Annotated in this window: 10 protein-coding genes; 6 read left to right on the forward strand and 4 right to left on the reverse strand. The window is 69.9% G+C overall.

The window, feature by feature from the left end; genetic code table 11:
* Nucleotides 1–17: 17 nt before the first annotated feature.
* Genes BXA00_RS07705 through BXA00_RS07715 form a run of 3 tightly spaced genes read right to left on the reverse strand, consistent with a single transcriptional unit; the run spans nucleotide 18 to nucleotide 3,783 of the window.
* Nucleotides 18–1,451: an aldehyde dehydrogenase family protein gene (locus BXA00_RS07705; protein ID WP_172805860.1), complete on the reverse strand. Its 1,434-nt coding sequence runs from the start codon at nucleotides 1,449–1,451 to the stop codon at nucleotides 18–20.
* Nucleotides 1,442–2,560, reverse strand: coding sequence for an alcohol dehydrogenase (locus tag BXA00_RS07710; protein ID WP_076517664.1), 1,119 nt, complete (start codon nucleotides 2,558–2,560; stop codon nucleotides 1,442–1,444). Before BXA00_RS07710 ends, BXA00_RS07705 begins: the two co-directional genes overlap by 10 nt.
* Entirely contained in the window at nucleotides 2,557–3,783 is a 1,227-nt protein-coding gene (locus BXA00_RS07715; protein ID WP_076517666.1) for an ABC transporter substrate-binding protein, read from the reverse strand. Before BXA00_RS07715 ends, BXA00_RS07710 begins: the two co-directional genes overlap by 4 nt.
* Before the next feature lie 180 nt (nucleotides 3,784–3,963).
* Here BXA00_RS07715 and BXA00_RS07720 point away from each other — a divergent pair, with 180 nt between their 5' ends.
* Nucleotides 3,964–6,663 (forward strand): LuxR C-terminal-related transcriptional regulator, encoded by a 2,700-nt coding sequence (locus BXA00_RS07720; RefSeq protein ID WP_076517668.1) that lies wholly within the window; start codon nucleotides 3,964–3,966, stop codon nucleotides 6,661–6,663.
* A 10-nt stretch (nucleotides 6,664–6,673) separates the two neighbouring features.
* Here the strand turns inward: BXA00_RS07720 and BXA00_RS07725 are convergent, their stop codons facing one another.
* Entirely contained in the window at nucleotides 6,674–7,576 is a 903-nt protein-coding gene (locus tag BXA00_RS07725; protein WP_076517670.1) for a LysR substrate-binding domain-containing protein, read from the reverse strand.
* A gap of 123 nt (nucleotides 7,577–7,699) precedes the next feature.
* Here BXA00_RS07725 and dkgB point away from each other — a divergent pair, with 123 nt between their 5' ends.
* From dkgB to BXA00_RS07750, 5 genes are all read left to right on the forward strand, one after another.
* Nucleotides 7,700–8,503: a 2,5-didehydrogluconate reductase DkgB gene (gene dkgB, locus BXA00_RS07730; protein ID WP_076517672.1), complete on the forward strand. Its 804-nt coding sequence runs from the start codon at nucleotides 7,700–7,702 to the stop codon at nucleotides 8,501–8,503.
* Nucleotides 8,504–8,696: 193 nt separating this feature from the next.
* Nucleotides 8,697–9,980, forward strand: a complete 1,284-nt coding sequence (locus tag BXA00_RS07735; RefSeq protein ID WP_076517674.1) for a chloride channel protein — start codon at nucleotides 8,697–8,699, stop codon at nucleotides 9,978–9,980.
* Between the two features lie 15 nt (nucleotides 9,981–9,995).
* A complete protein-coding gene (locus BXA00_RS07740) occupies nucleotides 9,996–12,263 on the forward strand; it encodes an FdhF/YdeP family oxidoreductase (protein WP_076517676.1) in 2,268 nt (755 codons plus the stop codon).
* Nucleotides 12,264–12,537: 274 nt separating this feature from the next.
* On the forward strand, nucleotides 12,538–14,616 hold the full coding sequence (locus BXA00_RS07745) for a C1 family peptidase (RefSeq protein WP_076517678.1): 2,079 nt from the start codon (nucleotides 12,538–12,540) through the stop codon (nucleotides 14,614–14,616).
* A 21-nt stretch (nucleotides 14,617–14,637) separates the two neighbouring features.
* Nucleotides 14,638–17,565 (forward strand): PAS domain-containing protein, encoded by a 2,928-nt coding sequence (locus tag BXA00_RS07750; RefSeq protein ID WP_076517680.1) that lies wholly within the window; start codon nucleotides 14,638–14,640, stop codon nucleotides 17,563–17,565.
* Nucleotides 17,566–17,575: the final 10 nt, after the last annotated feature.

Raw genomic sequence — 17,575 nt, forward strand, 5'->3', positions numbered from 1 at the left:
CCGCCGGCCTGTCCTGTCTACCGGGACACCGGCACCGGCACGGAAACCGTTTGCGCGTTGGTGTATTCCAGCAGTCCGTCCAGGGCGTTCTCCACGCCCACGCCGGACTGCTTGTGCCCGCCAAAGGGCACGTCCGGGGACATGACGTGGATGTGGTTGATCCACACCGTGCCGGTCTCCAGCCGCCGCGCAATCGACTGCGCCAGCCCCACGTCCCGCGACCACACCGATCCGCCCAGGCCGTATTCCGTGTCGTTGGCCCGGCGGACCACCTCGTCGATGTCGCGGTACTTCAGCAGCGGCAGCACCGGCCCGAACGCCTCTTCCACCACGCTGCGCGCGTCGTCGGGCGGGTTGTCCAGAATGGTGACGGGCACGAAGTAGCCCTTGCCTTCGGGCACCTCGCCCCCCGTCAGAAAGCGCACGCCGGTGCGGTGCGCATCGGCGATCAGGTCCTTGACGCGTTCGAACTGCGCGCGGTTCTGGATCGGGCCGAGCCCCGTGCCGGGCTGCGACCCGTCGCCCACCACCACGCCCGCCGCCACGCCCGCCAGCGCGTCCGCGAAGGCATCGTAGATGGACTCGTGCACATACAGCCGCTTGGTCGCCAGGCAATACTGCGACGAATTGCGGAACGCGCCCCAGAACAGCCGGGCGGCCGTTTCCTTCACATCGACGTCGGGCAGCACGATGGCCGCGTCATTGCCGCCCAGCTCCAGCGTCACCCGCTTGAGCCGGCCCGAGGCGCTCTGCATGACGCGCCGGCCGGTCGCGGTGGAGCCGGTGAAGGCGATCTTGTCGATGCCCGGATGCTCGGTCAGCCAGGGCCCCAGCCGGTCGCCGCCGCTGATCACGTTCAGCACGCCGGGCGGTAGCAGGTCGCGAAACAGCTCGCCCATTTTCAGGGAGGTCAGCGGCGTGTAGGGCGAGGGCTTGAGCACCACCGTGTTGCCGGCCAGCAGCGCCGGCGCGATCTTCCAGATGGCGAGCGTCATCGGGAAATTCCACGGCGCGATCGCCGCCACCACGCCGATCGGCACCCGCCGCGTCTCGAACAGATGGCCCGCGCCGTCATCGTGGCGCTCCACGGGCAGGTCGCGGGCGGCGAAGGCGCGCAGCCACGTCACGCAGCGGCCAACCTCGGCCCGCGCGTCCGCATGCGGCTTGCCCTGCTCGCGCGTCAAGAGGCGCATGAAGCCGTCGGCATGCTGCGCCAGCCGCTCGGCCATGGCGCGCAGCGCCGCCTGGCGCTCGCCGATGGGCCGGCTGCGCCACGGGCCGAAGGCGGCCCGGGCCGCCGCGATGGCGGCATTCAATTGGTCGAGCGACGCGTCGGGCGCGGCCGCGATGCGTTCCTCGGTGGCGGGATTGAGCACGTCGAAGGTCTGCGGCGAGACCTCCGCCCGGCCGTTCAGCGTCATCGTGTAATGGGAGTCCGGATTCAATTGCATGGTGGGGATGCCTGTTCAAGGGTGGCCGGGACGGCGCGGGAAGAAGGGTCGGCATCGGGGCCGAGGATCAGTCGCCCCACCACGCGGCCCGCCGCCAGGTCCGCCAGCGCGGACTGCGCGCCGTCCAGGCAGCGGCACGTCGTGGGAATGGCGCGGGGCTTGCGTTCGCGCACCAGCGCCATCAACGCCTTCAGTTCGTCCAGGTTGCCGATGTACGCGCCTTCGATGCTGATGGCGCGCATCGGCACGAGGGCCGGCGACAGCGACAGCTCGCCGCCAAAGAGGCCCACCAGGATGAGCTGGCCGCCCTTGGTCAGCAGGTCCATGCCCAGCTGCACCGTGCTGGCGGCGCCCACGCAATCGATCACCGCCCACACCGCGCCGGCCGCCTGCCGCACCTGCGCGGCGGCGTCGGGCGCGCCGGCATCGACCGCCGCATGCGCGCCCGCGGCCAGCGCCGCGCCGCGGCGCGCGCCATCCGGTTCCACCACGACGACATTGCCGCAGCCCTGCGCGCGCAGCAGCGTCACGCACATCAGGCCCAGCCCGCCCGCGCCGATCACCACCACCGATTCCTCGGCCAGCACGTCCTGCGGGATCTTGCGGATGGCGCTGTAGGTCGTGAGCCCCGAACACGCATACGGGGCGGCCTGTTCGGGCCGCAGGTCGCCGATGTCCACGAGATAGCGCGCATGCGGCGCCACCACGTGATCGCTGTAGCCGCCGGGCCGGAAAATGCCCAGGAAGCGCGGCGCCGCGCACAGGTTTTCGCGGCCGCGGCGGCACACCTTGCATTCGCCGCAGCCGATCCACGGATACACCAGATAACGCTGGCCGGGACGCACGTGCTCGGGGACGTCCGGCCCCGTGGCCACGACCTCGCCCACGATCTCGTGGCCCAGCGTGAGCGGCAGCGTGACGCCGCGCTGCTGCATGCGGAGCCGCTTGTCGCCGCCCAGGTCGTACGCGCCTTCCCAGGTGTGGATGTCGGTGTGGCACACGCCTGCGGCCAGCACCCGCAGCAGCACCTGCCCGCCCTCGGGCGCCGGCGTGGGGGTCTGCGCGCGCGCCAGCGGTTCGCCAAAGGCCCTGACCTGATAGCTGATCATCCCGCGCCCCCGGTCTTGGCGAGCGGGCAGCCGCCCTGGTCAAGCGGCCGGAACGCCACGTTGCCCGGGATCACCGCCACCTGCCGGTACAGGTCCCATTCGCCCTTGGAGTCCGCGGGCTTCTTCACTTCAAAAAGGTACATGTCGCGCACCACGCGCCCGTCCACGCGCAGCTTGCCGTCCCGCGTCATGAAGTCGTTGATCGGCATGGCGCGCATCTTGGCCATGACGGCATCGGCATCCTTGGTGCCGGCGGCCTTCACCGCGTTCAGGTAATGCGTGACGGCGCCATAGGTGCCGGCCTGCGTCATGGTGGGCTTGCGGCCGACCTTGTCCTGGAAGCGCTGCGACCACGCGCGCGTCGCGTCGTTCTGGTCCCAATAGAAGGCCTCGGTCAGCAGCAATCCCTGGCCCAGTTGCAGGCCGATGGACTTCACGTCCGACAGGAAGGCCAGCAGCGCCACCAGCCGCTGCGGGCCGCCGGGACGGCCGATGCCGAAGTCGGCCGCCTGCTTGATGGCGCTGATGACGTCGTTGCCGCCCAGCGCCAGGCCGATGATGCCGGCCTTGGAGCTTTGCGCCTGCAACAGGTACGAGCTGAAGTCGGGCGTGTTCAGCGGCGAGCGCACCGCGCCCAGCACCTTGCCGCCATTGCGTTCGATCACCGCCGACGCATCGCCCTGCAGCGCGTAGCCGAAGGAATAATCCGCGGTCATGAAGAACCAGTTCTTGCCGCCCTGTTCCGTGACCGCCGCGCCGGTGCCGTTGGCGAGCGCGTAGGTGTCGTAGGTCCAGTGCACCGTGTAGGGCGAACACGCCTTGCCCGTCAGTTCTGACGTGGACGCGCTGGTCACCATGATCACCCGCTTCTTTTCGCGTCCCAGTTCGCTCAGGGCCAGCGCGATCGCCGACGTGGGCAGGTCGGTCACCATGTCCACGCCGTCCTGGTCGAACCAGCGGCGCGCGGCGGCGCTGGCCACGTCGACCTTGTTCTGGCCGTCCGCAAAGACCAGCTCGATCGGCTTGCCCAGCACCGAGCCGCCGAAGTCCTGCACCGCCATCCGGGCGGCCTCGACCAGTCCCTTGCCGCCGATGTCCGAATACGCCGAACTCATGTCGGCCATGATGCCTATCTTCACGGGACCCGCCGCGTTCTGGGCGTGCGCGCCGCCCGCGGCGAGGATCGCGCCCGCCAGCGCGAGCGTCAGTTTGGGGATTGCCATGGACTCGTCTCCGTTATCGGTTTACGCCGTCTTTGCGGCGGTGAGCGTATTGCTCCGGGGAGCGTCCTTTTGTATCGTAGGCACGCGTTTTCGCCGTCGTCCAAAGCGACGATTTTCCAGCGCGCCGCGGGTTTTCCCGCGCCGATCCACGCAAGACCGCACTCTTCAGACAGGCAGCTCATGCGTCATTCGTTCTCGATGGAACACGCGCTGGCCAGCGGCAAGCTCAATGCGCCCACCGCACATGGCGACCAGATCGCCCGGCAGGAACTGTGTGAGCAGATCTGCCGACCGGACGGACCCAAGGTGGTGGTGGCGCGCGGGCCGGCCGGCTACGGCAAGACCACGCTGCTGGCGCAGTGCCAGGCAAGGTTGCAGGCGCTGCCGATGCGAACCGCGTGGCTGACGCTGGACCGCGCCGACAATGACCTCTCCCGTTTCCTGCGCTGCCTGACGGCCGCGCTGGGCGCGCTGTCCGGCCGCGCCAGCCTGCGCCCGGACGCCCATGATTCCGAGGACACGCTGGCGCTGGCGCTGGTCCAGGCCGTGGCCTCGCACGGCGCGCCCTTTGCGCTGGTGCTCGATGAATTCGAAGCCATCACGGCCCCCGCCGTGCTGGATCTGGTGCAGGACCTCATCGGCAGCCTGCCCGCGCACGGCCGGCTGCTGATCGGCTCGCGCCATACGCCGGGGCTGGCGCTGGGGCGGCTGCGCGCGGCCGGCCAACTGCTGGAGATCGACGCCTCGCAGCTGTGCTTTTCCGTGGACGAGGCGACCCGCTTTTTCGCGCGGCGCCAACCCGCGCTGACGCCCGCCGAGGTCGAACTGCTGCATCGCAAGACCGAAGGCTGGGTCGCGGCGCTGTGCCTCGCATCCGCATCGCTCGCGCGGCAACCCAGCGCCGCGGCCTTCATCGAACGCTTCTCCGGCAGCGACCAGTCCGTCGCCGACTACCTGGCGCAGGACGTGCTGGCCAGCCAGACGCCGGCGCTGCGCCAGTTCCTGCTGCGCACCAGCATCCTCAAGCAGCTCAGCGCGCCGCTCTGCCAGGCCCTGCTGCCCGACATGGATTGCGCCGGCGTGCTGCAACAACTGGAGAACGGCCACGTCCTGCTCACGCGCACCGCGGCCGACGAGCGCCACTACCGCTACCACAGCCTGTTCGCCAGCTATCTGCAGTCGCAGCTGCGGGCCCAGGCGCCCGGCGACGTCGCCCGCCTGCACCTGGCCGCCTCGCGCTGGTACGAGGCCGAAGGCAGGCCGGTGCCCGCCATCGACCACGCCATCGACGGCGGCGACTTCGGGCGCGCGCTGGCGCTGCTGCAGGCGCACGCGGAAACGCTGCTGGCCGAAGGCCGCATGCGCCTGCTGGCGCGCTGGCTGGGTCAGTTGCCCGCGGCGGTGCTCGCCACCCGGCCGCTGCTGCAGGCCATGCAAGTGTGGGCGACGTGTTTCACGCGCGGCCCCAGCGAGGCGTCCCTGCTGATGGCGGACCTGAAGCTGGCGGGCAGCGCCGACCCCGCCGTGCGCGCCCACGTGCGGGCGCTGCAGCCGTTGCTGCTGTCAATGATGGACCGGCAGGAAGAGGCTTACGCCGCCGGCATGCCCAGCATCGCGGCGCTGGGCGATGCGCTGTCGTTCACCGACACCGCGCTCGCCAACGCCATGGCCAACATCACCGCCGTGCTGGGCCGCTACCACGAGGCGCGCGCGCTGCTGGACACCGCCCGGCGCGCGCAGAGCCGCAGCGCCAGCAGCTTCAACCTGATGTACTCCGAAGCGGTCGAGGGCATCATCGACCTGCAGGAAGGGCGCATGCGCCAGGCGGGCGCGCGCTTTCGCATGGCGGTGCGTTCCACGCGCAAGGGGGCCTACGGGCAGGCCAACGGCAATGCCTGGGCGGGCGTGCTGTACGCCGCGTGGGTCTACGAGACCGGCGACCTCGCGCTGGCCTCGCGCCTGCTCCAGGTGTACGTGCCGCTGGGCCGCGATGTCGGGCTGCCGGACCACCTGATCCTGGGCTACGTGATGCTGGCGCGCGTGGCCTTCCACGAGGGCGATCCCGAACAGACCTTCTACCTGTTGGGCGAACTGGAATACCTGGGCCACCAGCGCCGCCTGCCGCGCATCGCGGCCAGCGCCCGGGTGGAGCGCGCGCGGGTGCTGCTGATGCAGGGCCATCCGCAGGCCGCGCGCGACGAACTGGGCCGCGCCGACGATGCGGATCTCTGGCGCCGCGTGGAAGGGCTGCGCCTGCCCGCCAACGATCTGCTGACGCCGCGGCTGGGACGCCTGCGCTGCCTGGCCTATGACGGCGACCCCGCCGCCGCGCTGCGCGAGCTGGACGCCGACATCGCGCAGGCGCTGGCGGCGCGGCGCGTGCGGCGCGCGTACATGCTGCAGCTATTGCGCGCCGTCGCGCTGGCCCGCAACCGCGACGACGCTGGCGCCTCCGCGCAGCTCGCGCCGCTGCTGCACACGGCGCAATCCGAAGGACTGTGCCGTGTGCTGGCGGACGAGGGCGCGGCCGTGGCCGGGCTGATGCAGCGCCATGGCGCCTGCGAGACCGGCCGCGCATGGCTGGCCTCGGACGGCGCGCAGGACTGGTGGCGGCGCTACATGGCGCAGGCCCGCATCGGTCCCGCATCGCCGCCGCAGGCCCCCGTCGCTCGCGACGCCGCCGGCGCGGAAGGCCTCACGCCCAAAGAGCTGCGCGTGCTGCGCCTGCTGGCCGAAGGCCATTCCAACAGCGCCATCGCGCGGCAGCTCTTTGTCTCGGAAAGCACGGTGCGCACGCACCTGCGCCACCTGAACGTCAAGCTCAGCGCCGACAGCCGCACGCAGGCCGTGGCGCGGGCCCGCAGCGCGGGCCTGCTGTGACGCGCCCGCGTTATTCCTCGAATCCGCGCGGCCCCAGCGTCTCGACCACGTAGTCGATGAAGGACTTGATGCGCGACGAGATCGCCGTGTTCCGGTAGTACACCGCGTTGATCGGCTGCCTGACTTCCAGCAGCTGCTTGACGAACAGCGGCTGCAGCGCGCCGCGCCGGCGGTCCTCGCGCGTCATGAAATCCGACAGGCAGACAATGCCCCCATCGTTGAGCGCAAGCTGGCGCAGCGTCTCGCCGCTGTAGGCGCGAATCCGCGGCTTGATGTGCACCGCCTGCCCGTCCGCATCCCGCAGCGGCCATTCGTTCAGCGACTCGAGCTGGCTGAAGCCCAGCAGCACGTGCGACGCCAGGTCCGCGGCGCGGCGGGGCGTGCCGTGCTGCGCCAGATACCCCGGGCTGGCCAGCACGCGCACGCGGCTGGTGCCCAGCGCCACCGCGTGCAGCGACGAGTCCTTCAGCCGGCCGATGCGAAAGGCCAGGTCGGTGCGCCGCTCCAGCAGATCGATATTGCCTTCATTGCTGGTGAGCTCCAGCTCCACCTGCGGATAACGCTTGCGATAGCCCGGCACCAGCGGCGCGATCACATGCAGCATGAACGGCGAGGCGGCGTCTACCCGCAGCAGCCCGGCGGGTTGGTTGCGGCGCAGGTTCATGAGTTCTTCGGCTTCTTCGACCGACGCGATGATGCGGCGCGCCTGCTCCAGATAGGCCTTGCCCTCTTCGGTCAGCGCCAGGCGCCGCGTGGTGCGCCGCATCAGCGTGGTCTGCAGCTTTTCCTCCAGCCGGCTCATGGTGCGGCTGGTGGCGGAAACGGTCTGCCCCAGCACATCGGCCGCCGCGGTGATCGAGCCGCTGTCCACGATGGCGATGAAGACCTGCATTTCGTCGAGGGTGGTTTTCATATTTGCATTTTTATCAAAAGTATTTCGCCCATACCTGTCTTTTTCCGCAAGGATGCGGCAGCGACACTACGCCCATCCCCGGACACCGCCCGTCCGGCCCAGCCCATTCCCCAGGAGTTTTACATGAGCATTCCCGCCTTTGGCGTCGGCACCTTCCGCCTGCAGGGTCAGGCCGCCGTCGATTCCGTGCGCAACGCGCTGGACGTCGGCTACCGCGCCATCGACACCGCCCAGATCTACGAGAACGAGGCCGACGTCGGCCAGGCCGTCGCCGAATCGGGCGTGGCCCGCGAAGACCTGTTCATCACCACGAAGATCTGGGTGCCGAACACCGCCCGCGACAAGCTCGTCCCCAGCCTGAAGGACAGCCTCGCCCGGTTGCGCACCGATTATGTCGACCTGACGCTGATCCACTGGCCCGCGCCGGACAACGGCGTTTCCGTCGACGAATTCATGACGGCGCTGGCCGAGGCCAAGGCGCAGGGCCTGACGCGCCAGATCGGCATTTCCAACTTCCCCATCGCGCAGACGCGGGCCGCCATCGCCGCCGTGGGCCGCGAGCAGATCGCCACCAACCAGATCGAGCTCAGCCCCTACCTGCAGAACCGCACGCTCACGGCCTTTCTGAAGGAACAGGGCATCCACGTCACCTCGTACATGACGCTGGCCTACGGCAAGGTGCTCAAGGACCCGGTCATCGGCCAGATCGCACAGCGCCGCGTGGCCACGCCCGCGCAGGTCGCGCTGGCCTGGGCGCTGCAACTGGGCTATGCCGTGATCCCGTCGTCGACCAAGCGGGACAATCTGGCGAGCAATCTGCTGGCCCGGGACCTGCGCCTGTCGGACGACGACATGGCGCAGATCGCCGCGCTGGAACGCAACGGCCGCGAAGTCAGCCCGCAGGGGCTGGCGGCCGAGTGGGACTGAACCCGGCAGTCTCCGATCCGCCGCCCCCCCGCGCCGGGGGTATCGGATCTGGCAAGGAAATTCGGGATGAGCGCCTAACCAATAGGTATGGTTTCGGCCCGCCGGGCATTCCTCGGGGCGCAAACGCGCCCTACACTGCCCCATCGCAGCGCGCCGATGCTCTGGCGCGCCCAACGACGGGAGCCGACCTGGCATGCACGAACCCACGCCCGATGATCCGTCCTGGCTGCGCCCCCGGCTGTTTGCCGCGGTGGCCCTGACCGGCCTGGTCGCCGGCCTGGGCGGCATGCTGCTCGGCATGCTGCTGCACACGGTCCAGCACCTGGCCTACGGCTATGGCGGCGGCCACGTCATCAGCCACGAATCCTTCCTGATGGGTGTAGAGGCCGCCAGCGGGCCGCGCCGCGTGTTCGCCCTGGTGCTGTGCGGGCTGGCGGCCGGCGCGGGCTGGTGGCTGATCCACCGCTACGGCCGTCCCCTGGTCAGCGTCGATCAGGCCGTAGCCGATCCCGACCGGCGCATGCCGTCCGCGACGACGATGGCGCACGCGGTCCTGCAGATCGTGACCGTCGGGCTGGGCTCGCCGCTGGGACGCGAGGTGGCGCCGCGCGAAGTCGGCGCGCTCGCGGGCGGCCGGCTGGCGGCGCGGCTGCGCCTGCCGCCGGAGCAGTGCCGGCTCGTCATCGCCTGCGGCGCCGGCGCGGGCCTGGCCGCCGTGTACAACGTGCCGCTGGGCGCGGCGCTTTTCGTCCTGGAAGGGCTGCTGGGGTCGTTCGCCTGGCCTGCGGTCGTCGCCGCGCTGGTGGCCTGCTGCATCGGCGCCGCGGTGGCCTGGGCCGGACTGGGCAACGAGATCCAGTATGCCGTGCCGGCCCTGCAGATCAGCCCCGGCCTGGTGGTCTGGGCCATCGCCGCGGGACCGCTGTTCGGGTGGGCCGCCCACGGCTTCCGGCGGCTGACCGGCGCGGCGCGCGCCCAGGCCGCCCGAGGCTGGCGCCTGGCGGTGTCCTGCCTGCTGAATTTCACGCTGCTCGGCCTGCTGGCGATCACCCTGCCCGCCTTGCTGGGCAATGGCAAGGGGCCCGCGCAACTGGCGTTCGACAATGAACTGACCATCGCCCTGGCGGCGACGCTGGCGGTGCTGAAGACGGCCGTCGTCGCCAGCAGCCTGCGCGCGGGCGCGGCGGGGGGCTTGCTCACGCCCGCGATCGCCGAGGGCGCCTCGCTGGCGGTCGCGCTGGGCGGGCTGTGGAGCATGGCCTGGCCGGACGCGCCGCCCGGCGCATTTGCCGTCGTCGGCGCGGCCGCTTTCCTGGCCTCGTCGATGCGCATGCCGCTGACCGCCGTCGTGCTGATCCTGGAGTTCACGCGCGTGGACCCGGCCTTTCTCATCCCCATGGTCCTCGCGGTAGCGGGCTCCGTCCTGGCGAGCCGCCACTGCGCCGCCCGCGGCGCCGCCACGCGTACCGCACCCTGAATTCCGGAGACCCTCATGACCCAACGCAAACCCACCGGCATCCACCGCTACGACGCGCCCGCGGGCGGATGGGGCGCGCTGAAGGCCACGGCGCAGGCCGTGGCCACGCAGATGCGCATCGCCGAAGCGCCCGCGCTGCTGCTGCGCACCAACAAGCCCGACGGGTTCGACTGCCCGGGGTGCGCCTGGCCGGACAAGGCGCATACCTCCACATTCCAGTTCTGCGAGAACGGCGCCAAGGCCGTCACCTGGGAAGCGACGCGCAAACGCGTGACCCCGGAATTCTTCGCCGCGCACCCGGTTGCCGAACTGCTGACCTGGAGCGATCACGACCTGGAAAACGCAGGCCGGCTCACGCATCCGCTGGCCTACGACGCCGCCAGCGACACCTACCAGGCCATCGAATGGGACGACGCGTTCGCGCGCATCGGCCAGACGCTTGCCAGCCTGCCCGATCCGGACATGGCCGAGTTCTACACCTCGGGCCGCGCATCCAACGAGGCCGCGTTCCTCTTCAGCCTGTACGCCCGCGAGTTCGGCACGAACAATTTTCCCGACTGCTCCAACCTGTGCCACGAAGCCACCAGCGTCGGGCTGCCCCAGGCCATCGGCATCGGCAAGGGCACGGTGTCGCTGGAGGACTTCGACGCCTGCGACCTCATCATCTCGATGGGCCACAACCCCGGCACGAACCACCCGCGCATGATGGGGACGCTGCACGAATGCGCGCGCCGCGGCGTGCCCATCATCGTGTTCAACCCGCTGCGCGAACGCGCGCTGGAGCGCTTTGCCGATCCGCAGGACCCGATCGAGATGGGCACGTTCGGCGCCACGCGCATCGCTTCCACCTATTTCCAGGTCAAGGTGGGCGGCGACGCCGCCGCGCTCAAGGGCATCATGAAGGCACTGATGGAGGCGGACCGGGACGGCCGCGCCACGCTGGATCACGAATTCATCGCGCGCCACACGCACGGCTACGAGGCCTTCGCGCAGGACCTGGACGCCACGGCCTGGGACGACATCGAACAGGCCAGCGGCCTGCGCCGGCGCGACCTGGAGCAGGTAGCCCAGGCATATGCGAGGGCCAACGCCACCATCGTCACCTATGGCATGGGCATCACGCAGCACGAAAGGGGCACGCGCAACGTGCAGCAGATCGCCGCGCTGCTGCTGATGCGCGGCAACATCGGCAAGCCGGGCGCCGGCATCTGCCCCTTGCGCGGGCACTCCAACGTGCAAGGCAACCGCACGGTCGGCATCACCGAGAAGATCGACGACGCCATGTTCGATCGCGTCGAACAGACCTTCGGCTTCCGGCCGCCCGCGCGGCCCGGCCACGACGCGGTGGACGCCATGAAGGCGATGGCCGCCGGACGCGCCAAGGCGCTGATCTGCCTGGGCGGCAATTTCGCGATTGCGCTGCCCGACGCCGAGCAATGCGAGCGCGGCATGCGGCAACTGGACCTGGCCGTCCACTTGAACACCAAGCTGAACCGCTCGCACCTGCTGGTCGGCAAGCAGTCGATCATCCTGCCGGTGCTGGGCCGCACGGAAAGCGACGTGCAGGCAGGCGGCGCGCAGTCGATCACGGTCGAGGATTCGATGTCGATGGTGCATGCCTCGCGCGGCAAGCTCCTGCCCGCCTCAACGCACCTGCGCTCGGAACCGGCCATCATTGCCGGCATGGCGCAGGCGACGCTGCCGCACAGCCGCGTGCCGTGGGCGCACCTGATCGAAGACTACGACCGCATCCGCGACCTGATCGAAAAGATCTATCCGGATTTCCGCGATTACAACGCGCGCATCCGCAAACCCGGCGGCTTTCGCCTGCCGCTGCCGCCCACGGAGCGCATCTGGAAGACGCCCTCGGGCAAGGCCGAGTTCATCCCGTTCGCGGGGCTGCGCGAAGATCCCGACATCGTCGAAGGCAACATCCTGCGCCTCACCACGCTGCGCAGCCACGACCAGTACAACACCACCATCTATGGCCTGGACGACCGCTATCGCGGCGTGTTCGGCCGCCGCGACGTGCTGTTCATGAATGCGTCCGACCTGGCACGCCATGGCATCGCGCACGGCGACGAGGTCGACATCGTCACCAGCCTGCCCGGCCAGGGGCACCGGCGGCTGCGGCTGACGGCGATCCGGCACGACATTGCGGCGGGGTCGGTCGGCGCCTACTACCCGGAAGCGAACAACCTGTGCCCGCTGGACTACCAGGACACGGAAAGCGGCACGCCCGGCTACAAGTCGATTCCCGTCCGGATACAAAAAGCGGCCTGAAGCCGGATCTCATCCAACAGGATGAGAACAAGCGGGGCCGGATGGTGCATAAGCACCATTGCAGATTCAAGGATTAATCCTTTCGGCTACTAGCAAGGCGGATGAGGTCCGCCTATATATCGAAGCATGGGCGCAGCGTCACCGTCTCATGTCGTCTTTCCAAGCATATCGGCGCCCGTTCCGATAAGAAGGCCAAGCTGTCCGCCGATGCGTCCCGCGCCATCGCCAGCCTGAAACTGGCCTCCTGACCCGGGCGGGAAAAAGGGGAAACGATATGGCAACCAGGAAAACGGCGGCGCGGCCGTCCAGGACATCGGCTTCTTCCAAACGGACCCCGCGCAAGAAAGCGCCGGCGGCGTCGGCAGCGTCTGCGTCGGCTGCAACGGCATCTGCAACTTCCACTGCGGCGGCCGCGATCGCAGCGGCGGCGCCCCGCCCCAAGCCTCGCAAGCCCGGCAAGCCCAAGAAAGAAACGCCCCGCATCGCCTTCGGCCGCTCCGCCAAGCCCGATGCCTTCGACGCGCGCGACATCCTGTTCCGCCCCAATATCTCTGTCACCCCCAAGGCGGAAATGATTCCCGTGATGGGGCTGACGGTGAAGCACCAGGGCGAGACCTCGGCCTGCACGGGCTTTGCGCTGTCCACGGTGGTGGAGTACCTGCTGCGCAAATCCGAACGCGACACGCGCCCGGCGATCTCGCCCTACATGCTGTATTCGATGGCCAGGCGCTACGACGAATTCCCCGGATCGGTCGACGACAGCGGCTCCAGCCTGCGCGGCGCGCTCAAGGGCTGGTTCCGGCACGGCGCCTGCGCCCAGGCCCTGTTCCCGTCCATCGACATGCCGCCCGCGGCCCAGCGCCCGGAAGACGATTGGTGGCTGGACGCCGTCAAGCGGCCGCTCGGCGCGTACTACCGCATCGACACGCGCAGCATCGTGGAGATGCATGCGGCGCTGAATGAAGTGGGCATTCTCTACGCCAGTGCGGGCTGCCACGAGGGCTGGGACCAAGGCCACGGCGTCACGCCGCGCGATGACGAAGCCACGCCCGTCACGCGGCCATTCTGGGTCATTCCGGCCAGCCAGGAAACCGCCGTGCTGGGCCACGCCTTCGTCATCGTGGGCTATACGCAGGACGGCTTTCTGATCCAGAACTCCTGGGGCGAGGAATGGGGCACGCACGGCATGGCGGTGCTGACCTACGACGACTGGATGCGCAACGCGATGGACTGCTGGGTCGTGCAGCTGGGCGTGGTCACGCACGAGCACGAAAGCATCTCCAACAGCATCAGCCTGCGCACCGAGGGAAAGAAGGTGACGCTTGCCGCCGGCAAGATACTGCGCGACCGCGAGCTCTCGCCCTTCATCGTCAACGTCGGCAACAACGGCAAGCTCAGCAACAGCGGCGCCTTCCGCACCACGCCGGACGACCTGCGCGCGATCGTCGACGTGCACATGGTCGCCGCGCGCGAGCGCTGGAACCTGAAGGACAAGCCGATGGACGTCTGCGTGTACAACCACGGCGGCCTGGTCGGCGAGAACGACGCCGCCGAGGCCGCCGCCGAATGGATCCCGCTGCTCTACGAGCACCAGATATTCCCCGTCTTCCTGATGTGGGAGACGGACTTCATCACCACCGTCAGGAACATCATCCAGGACGCCGCGCACGACGTGCCGCGCACCACCGGCGGCATCGGCGAACGCCTGGAACGCTGGTGGAACCAGCGCCTCGAACGCTGGCTGGCGCGTCCAGGCACGGTCATCTGGGGCGAAATGAAGCAGAACGCCGAGGCCATGAGCGAGCCGGCCGCGCACGGCGAAGACGAAGCCGCCATGATCCTGCTCTACCGGCACTTCAAGTCGCACGTCGCGCGCGGCCGCGTGCGCCTGCACATCGTGGGGCATTCGGCCGGCGCGATCGTCGCCAGCCATTTCGCGCGGCGCCTGGCCGCGGACGGCGGGGAACTGGAATCGCTGAGCCTCATGGCGCCGGCCGTGACCCTGAAGACTTTCCGAGAACTGGTCGTGCCGCTGCTGGGGAACCGGGTCAAGCGCTATCAGCAGTTCCACCTGTCGGATCGCGCCGAAGAGGACGACCCCACTTGCGGACCGTACCGGCGCTCGCTGCTGTACCTGGTCAGCGAATCGTTCGAGGGCGGCACCACCACGCCGCTGCTGGGCATGGAGCGCTATTTCCGGGACGCCGGCATTCCGTGCGACGCGGTCCACGTGTCGCCGGCCGGCAGTCCTTCCGGCGCCTCCCGCGTCGTGCCCGTGGCCTCCAGCACGCACGGGGGCTTTGACAACGACAAAGGCACGCAGCAGCAGGTCATTGCCTTCATCAAGCGCTGACCGCGGGTGGAGGGTCTTGTCATGCCAGAGATACTGCCAGAACCCTACAGCGAGGCGCCGGAGCTGCCCAGGCAGCCGGCCCCGCGGCCCGACGTGCCGACGCCGGCGGCCCATGCCGGCGAGGAGGGCGCGCGCGCCGCCGCGCCCGCCGTCCCCGCGCCGCCATCGCCCCCCGCGCACGAGTTCTCTCTCTACGGCGAGGCCGACGAGGTCGCGGGGGTCCTGTCGCGGGTCGGCGTGCCCTGCCTGCTGGTGGCGGGGTCCGGCGACATCGTGGCCGCCAGCAGCGTCCTGCCACTGGCGCACGCCAACCTTGTGGGCCACCGCCTGAGCGAGATCTGCGGCCTCACCCGGCCCTTGCGCATGGGCGACGGCGCGGTCGACGTGGTGTACCGCGGCGACGACGGCGCCCGCGTGCCCGCGCAGCTGATCCCGCTGTGCACGCTGAACAGCGGCGAGCTCATCGTGCTGGTCAACGACGGCGCACCCTTTCGCCAGGCCGAGTCCCGCCGGTTCGAGCGTACGCCCTACGCGGTATTCCGGCTGGACATGCAGGGCGTCATCCGCTTCGCCAATCCCGAAGCGGCCCGCACGCTGGGCCTGCCGCGCGACGCCCTGTGCGGCAGCCGGCTCGCCGCGCATTTCCGCCCCGCCGACGTCGGGCCGGTGCAGCGCGCCATCCTGCGCTGCGTGCACGACACGGACGGCGACGCCATGGTGTCGGTCACCATCGCCATCCCCGTGCCGGACGACGCGGACCGCCAGTTCGAGCTGGTCATGACGCCCGACCCCGCGCCCAACGGCGAGCTACTGGGCGTGATCGCCGTCATCCAGTCGCGCACGCTGGAATCGGCCCGCGACGAGATCCGCCGCATCGCGCTCGACCCCGCGATCGACGGCTGGCGGCTCAAGCTGGACCGCATCCTGGAGCAGATCCGGCGCCTGGTGCCGTTCGAACACGCGGTCTTCGGCATCTATGGCAACGATGTGTCGCTGTTCCGCGCGATCGCGGTGCGGCCAGAGGGCGTAGAGCTGTGGCCCGCGCGCTGGATGGATCTGCCGCCGACGATACGCGCCTTCCTGGACTCGGGCCGCACCTGGGTCGAGGAGGTCGGCGCGTTCGTGAAGGCGAACATGCCCGAACCGGGCAACGAGATCGTGCGCTGTTATCAGGACCTGGGCATACAGTCCTCCGTCACGCTGCCGGTCACGCGGCCCGGGGGCTATAGCTCGGCGCTGAGCCTGTGCTCGCGCGCCCCCGGCGCCTACGATGCCCGCCATCTGGAGATCCTGCGCGCCCTGGACCTGGAACCTGTGCTGATGCGCTTCGAAAAGGAGCGCGACGACGAGCGGGCCGAATTCGCGGATTCGCTGCGGCGCAAGGTGATGACCGCCGCGTCGCTGCGCCAGGCCGCCGACGACATCATTGCGCAGCTGGCGCAGCATTTCTCGTGGGATCACGTGGCGCTGTTCCGCGTGAACCGGCAGGAGAACCGCTTCGAAGTGGTCACGCAGCACAGCCTGGCGCCCGGCTACGCGCTGCCGGCCGGTTTCCAGCAGCCGACGGGCCAGGGCATGCTGGGCGCCACGCTGTCGCTGGGCTGCCTGCTGGCGGTGGATGACATCGGCAATCCCGCCTACGCGCAGCACGGCTACACGGGCCCCAAGCGGCCGCTGCGCTCGGCCATGACCGTTCCCGTCCACCTGAACGGCCGGATACGCTGGCTGCTGGACGTGGAATCCTCGGTGTCCCATGCCTTCAAGGGCCCCGACATCGACGACCTGCTCCAGATCATCGCCTCGCTGGAGGAAGGCCTGGCCCAGCACCTGCTCAGCCAGACCAAGCAGAGCCTGATGGCGGAAACCGAGCAGGCCGTCGTGTTCGTGGGACGCGAGGGCGGCGTCATCGAAATGAACCGCGTGGCCACCGACATGCTGGGCGCGGAGGTCCGGCGCACGCGCGATGGCGCCGAGGCGCCGTCAATCACGGACTACGCCATCGCGGGCGACGAGGCCACGCTGGGCGTCCTGACGTCGGCGTTCACGGTCAAGCGCGAGCGCATCGAACTGCTCGACGCCGGCGGACAGCCGCGGTCCGTGCTGGCCACCCGCACCGACCTGGACCCGAGCCTGGACATGTCGATCTGGTTCTTCACCGACATCGCGGACCTGGATTGGGCGCGCGACCTGCGCTATCTGCGCGAAACCGTGGCCGAGGTGGCGCGGCAGACGCGCACCTCGCTGTCGCTGGCGTGCAGCCTGACGTCGCAGACCGTGCTGCTGCATGACGACGCGCGCCAGGGCACGCCCCCGGAAGTCGTCGCGGCCCAGGCGCAGGACCTGAGCCAGCGCATCGTCGCCGAGATCGGCAAGGCCGACATCACCTTCGAGCGCCTGGCCGGCGCCAGCGAGTCGCGGCGGCGCGCCCGCGCGGCGCATGGCGACGTCGAACTGGGCGCGCGCCTTCGTGACGTGATCGCTGCCTTGCCCGCGCGCGACCAGCGCCGCATCGCGTTGTCCAACCATACGGCCTCGCGCGACGGCCCCACGGTGTCCGGCGACGCGCAGGCGCTGAGCGCGGCATTCCGGTCGATGATCGATTACCTCCTGCGCTGCCGCAACGCCGACGATGCGCGCGTGACCATCGACCTGGACGCCGGCCCGGACGGCTGCACCCTGCGCTTCGGCCTGAGCGAGGAACAGGTGTGGGACATGGACCCGCCGGTCCACGCGGTGCCCGACGACGCCCTGCTGAGCGCCGAGCGCGCCGCGCACGACGGCGCCAGCATCGCCATCGCCCAGATCCAGGACACGATGATCGATCACGGCGGCGCGCTCGTCACCGACCCGCCGCTCCCGGATGCGCCGCTGTTGCCGCCGCAGGCCTACGAGTCCGTCACGCCGCCGTGGCGCGCGTTCACGCTGATCCTGCCGCTGCGCGCCGGCTAGGCCATCCGGA

Origin of the sequence: Achromobacter sp. MFA1 R4 (genome assembly GCF_900156745.1) — a bacterium.
GTDB lineage: Bacteria > Pseudomonadota > Gammaproteobacteria > Burkholderiales > Burkholderiaceae_B > Achromobacter.

Bases quoted from the DNA above. Each gene is read 5' to 3' on its own strand.
- BXA00_RS07705 (WP_172805860.1), bottom strand. From the start codon at position 1,451: ATGCAATTGAATCCGGACTCCCATTACACGATGACGCTGAACGGCCGG.
- BXA00_RS07710 (WP_076517664.1), bottom strand. From the start codon at position 2,560: ATGATCAGCTATCAGGTCAGGGCCTTTGGCGAACCGCTGGCGCGCGCG.
- BXA00_RS07715 (WP_076517666.1), bottom strand. From the start codon at position 3,783: ATGGCAATCCCCAAACTGACGCTCGCGCTGGCGGGCGCGATCCTCGCC.
- BXA00_RS07720 (WP_076517668.1), top strand. From the start codon at position 3,964: ATGCGTCATTCGTTCTCGATGGAACACGCGCTGGCCAGCGGCAAGCTC.
- BXA00_RS07725 (WP_076517670.1), bottom strand. From the start codon at position 7,576: ATGAAAACCACCCTCGACGAAATGCAGGTCTTCATCGCCATCGTGGAC.
- dkgB (WP_076517672.1), top strand. From the start codon at position 7,700: ATGAGCATTCCCGCCTTTGGCGTCGGCACCTTCCGCCTGCAGGGTCAG.
- BXA00_RS07735 (WP_076517674.1), top strand. From the start codon at position 8,697: ATGCACGAACCCACGCCCGATGATCCGTCCTGGCTGCGCCCCCGGCTG.
- BXA00_RS07740 (WP_076517676.1), top strand. From the start codon at position 9,996: ATGACCCAACGCAAACCCACCGGCATCCACCGCTACGACGCGCCCGCG.
- BXA00_RS07745 (WP_076517678.1), top strand. From the start codon at position 12,538: ATGGCAACCAGGAAAACGGCGGCGCGGCCGTCCAGGACATCGGCTTCT.
- BXA00_RS07750 (WP_076517680.1), top strand. From the start codon at position 14,638: ATGCCAGAGATACTGCCAGAACCCTACAGCGAGGCGCCGGAGCTGCCC.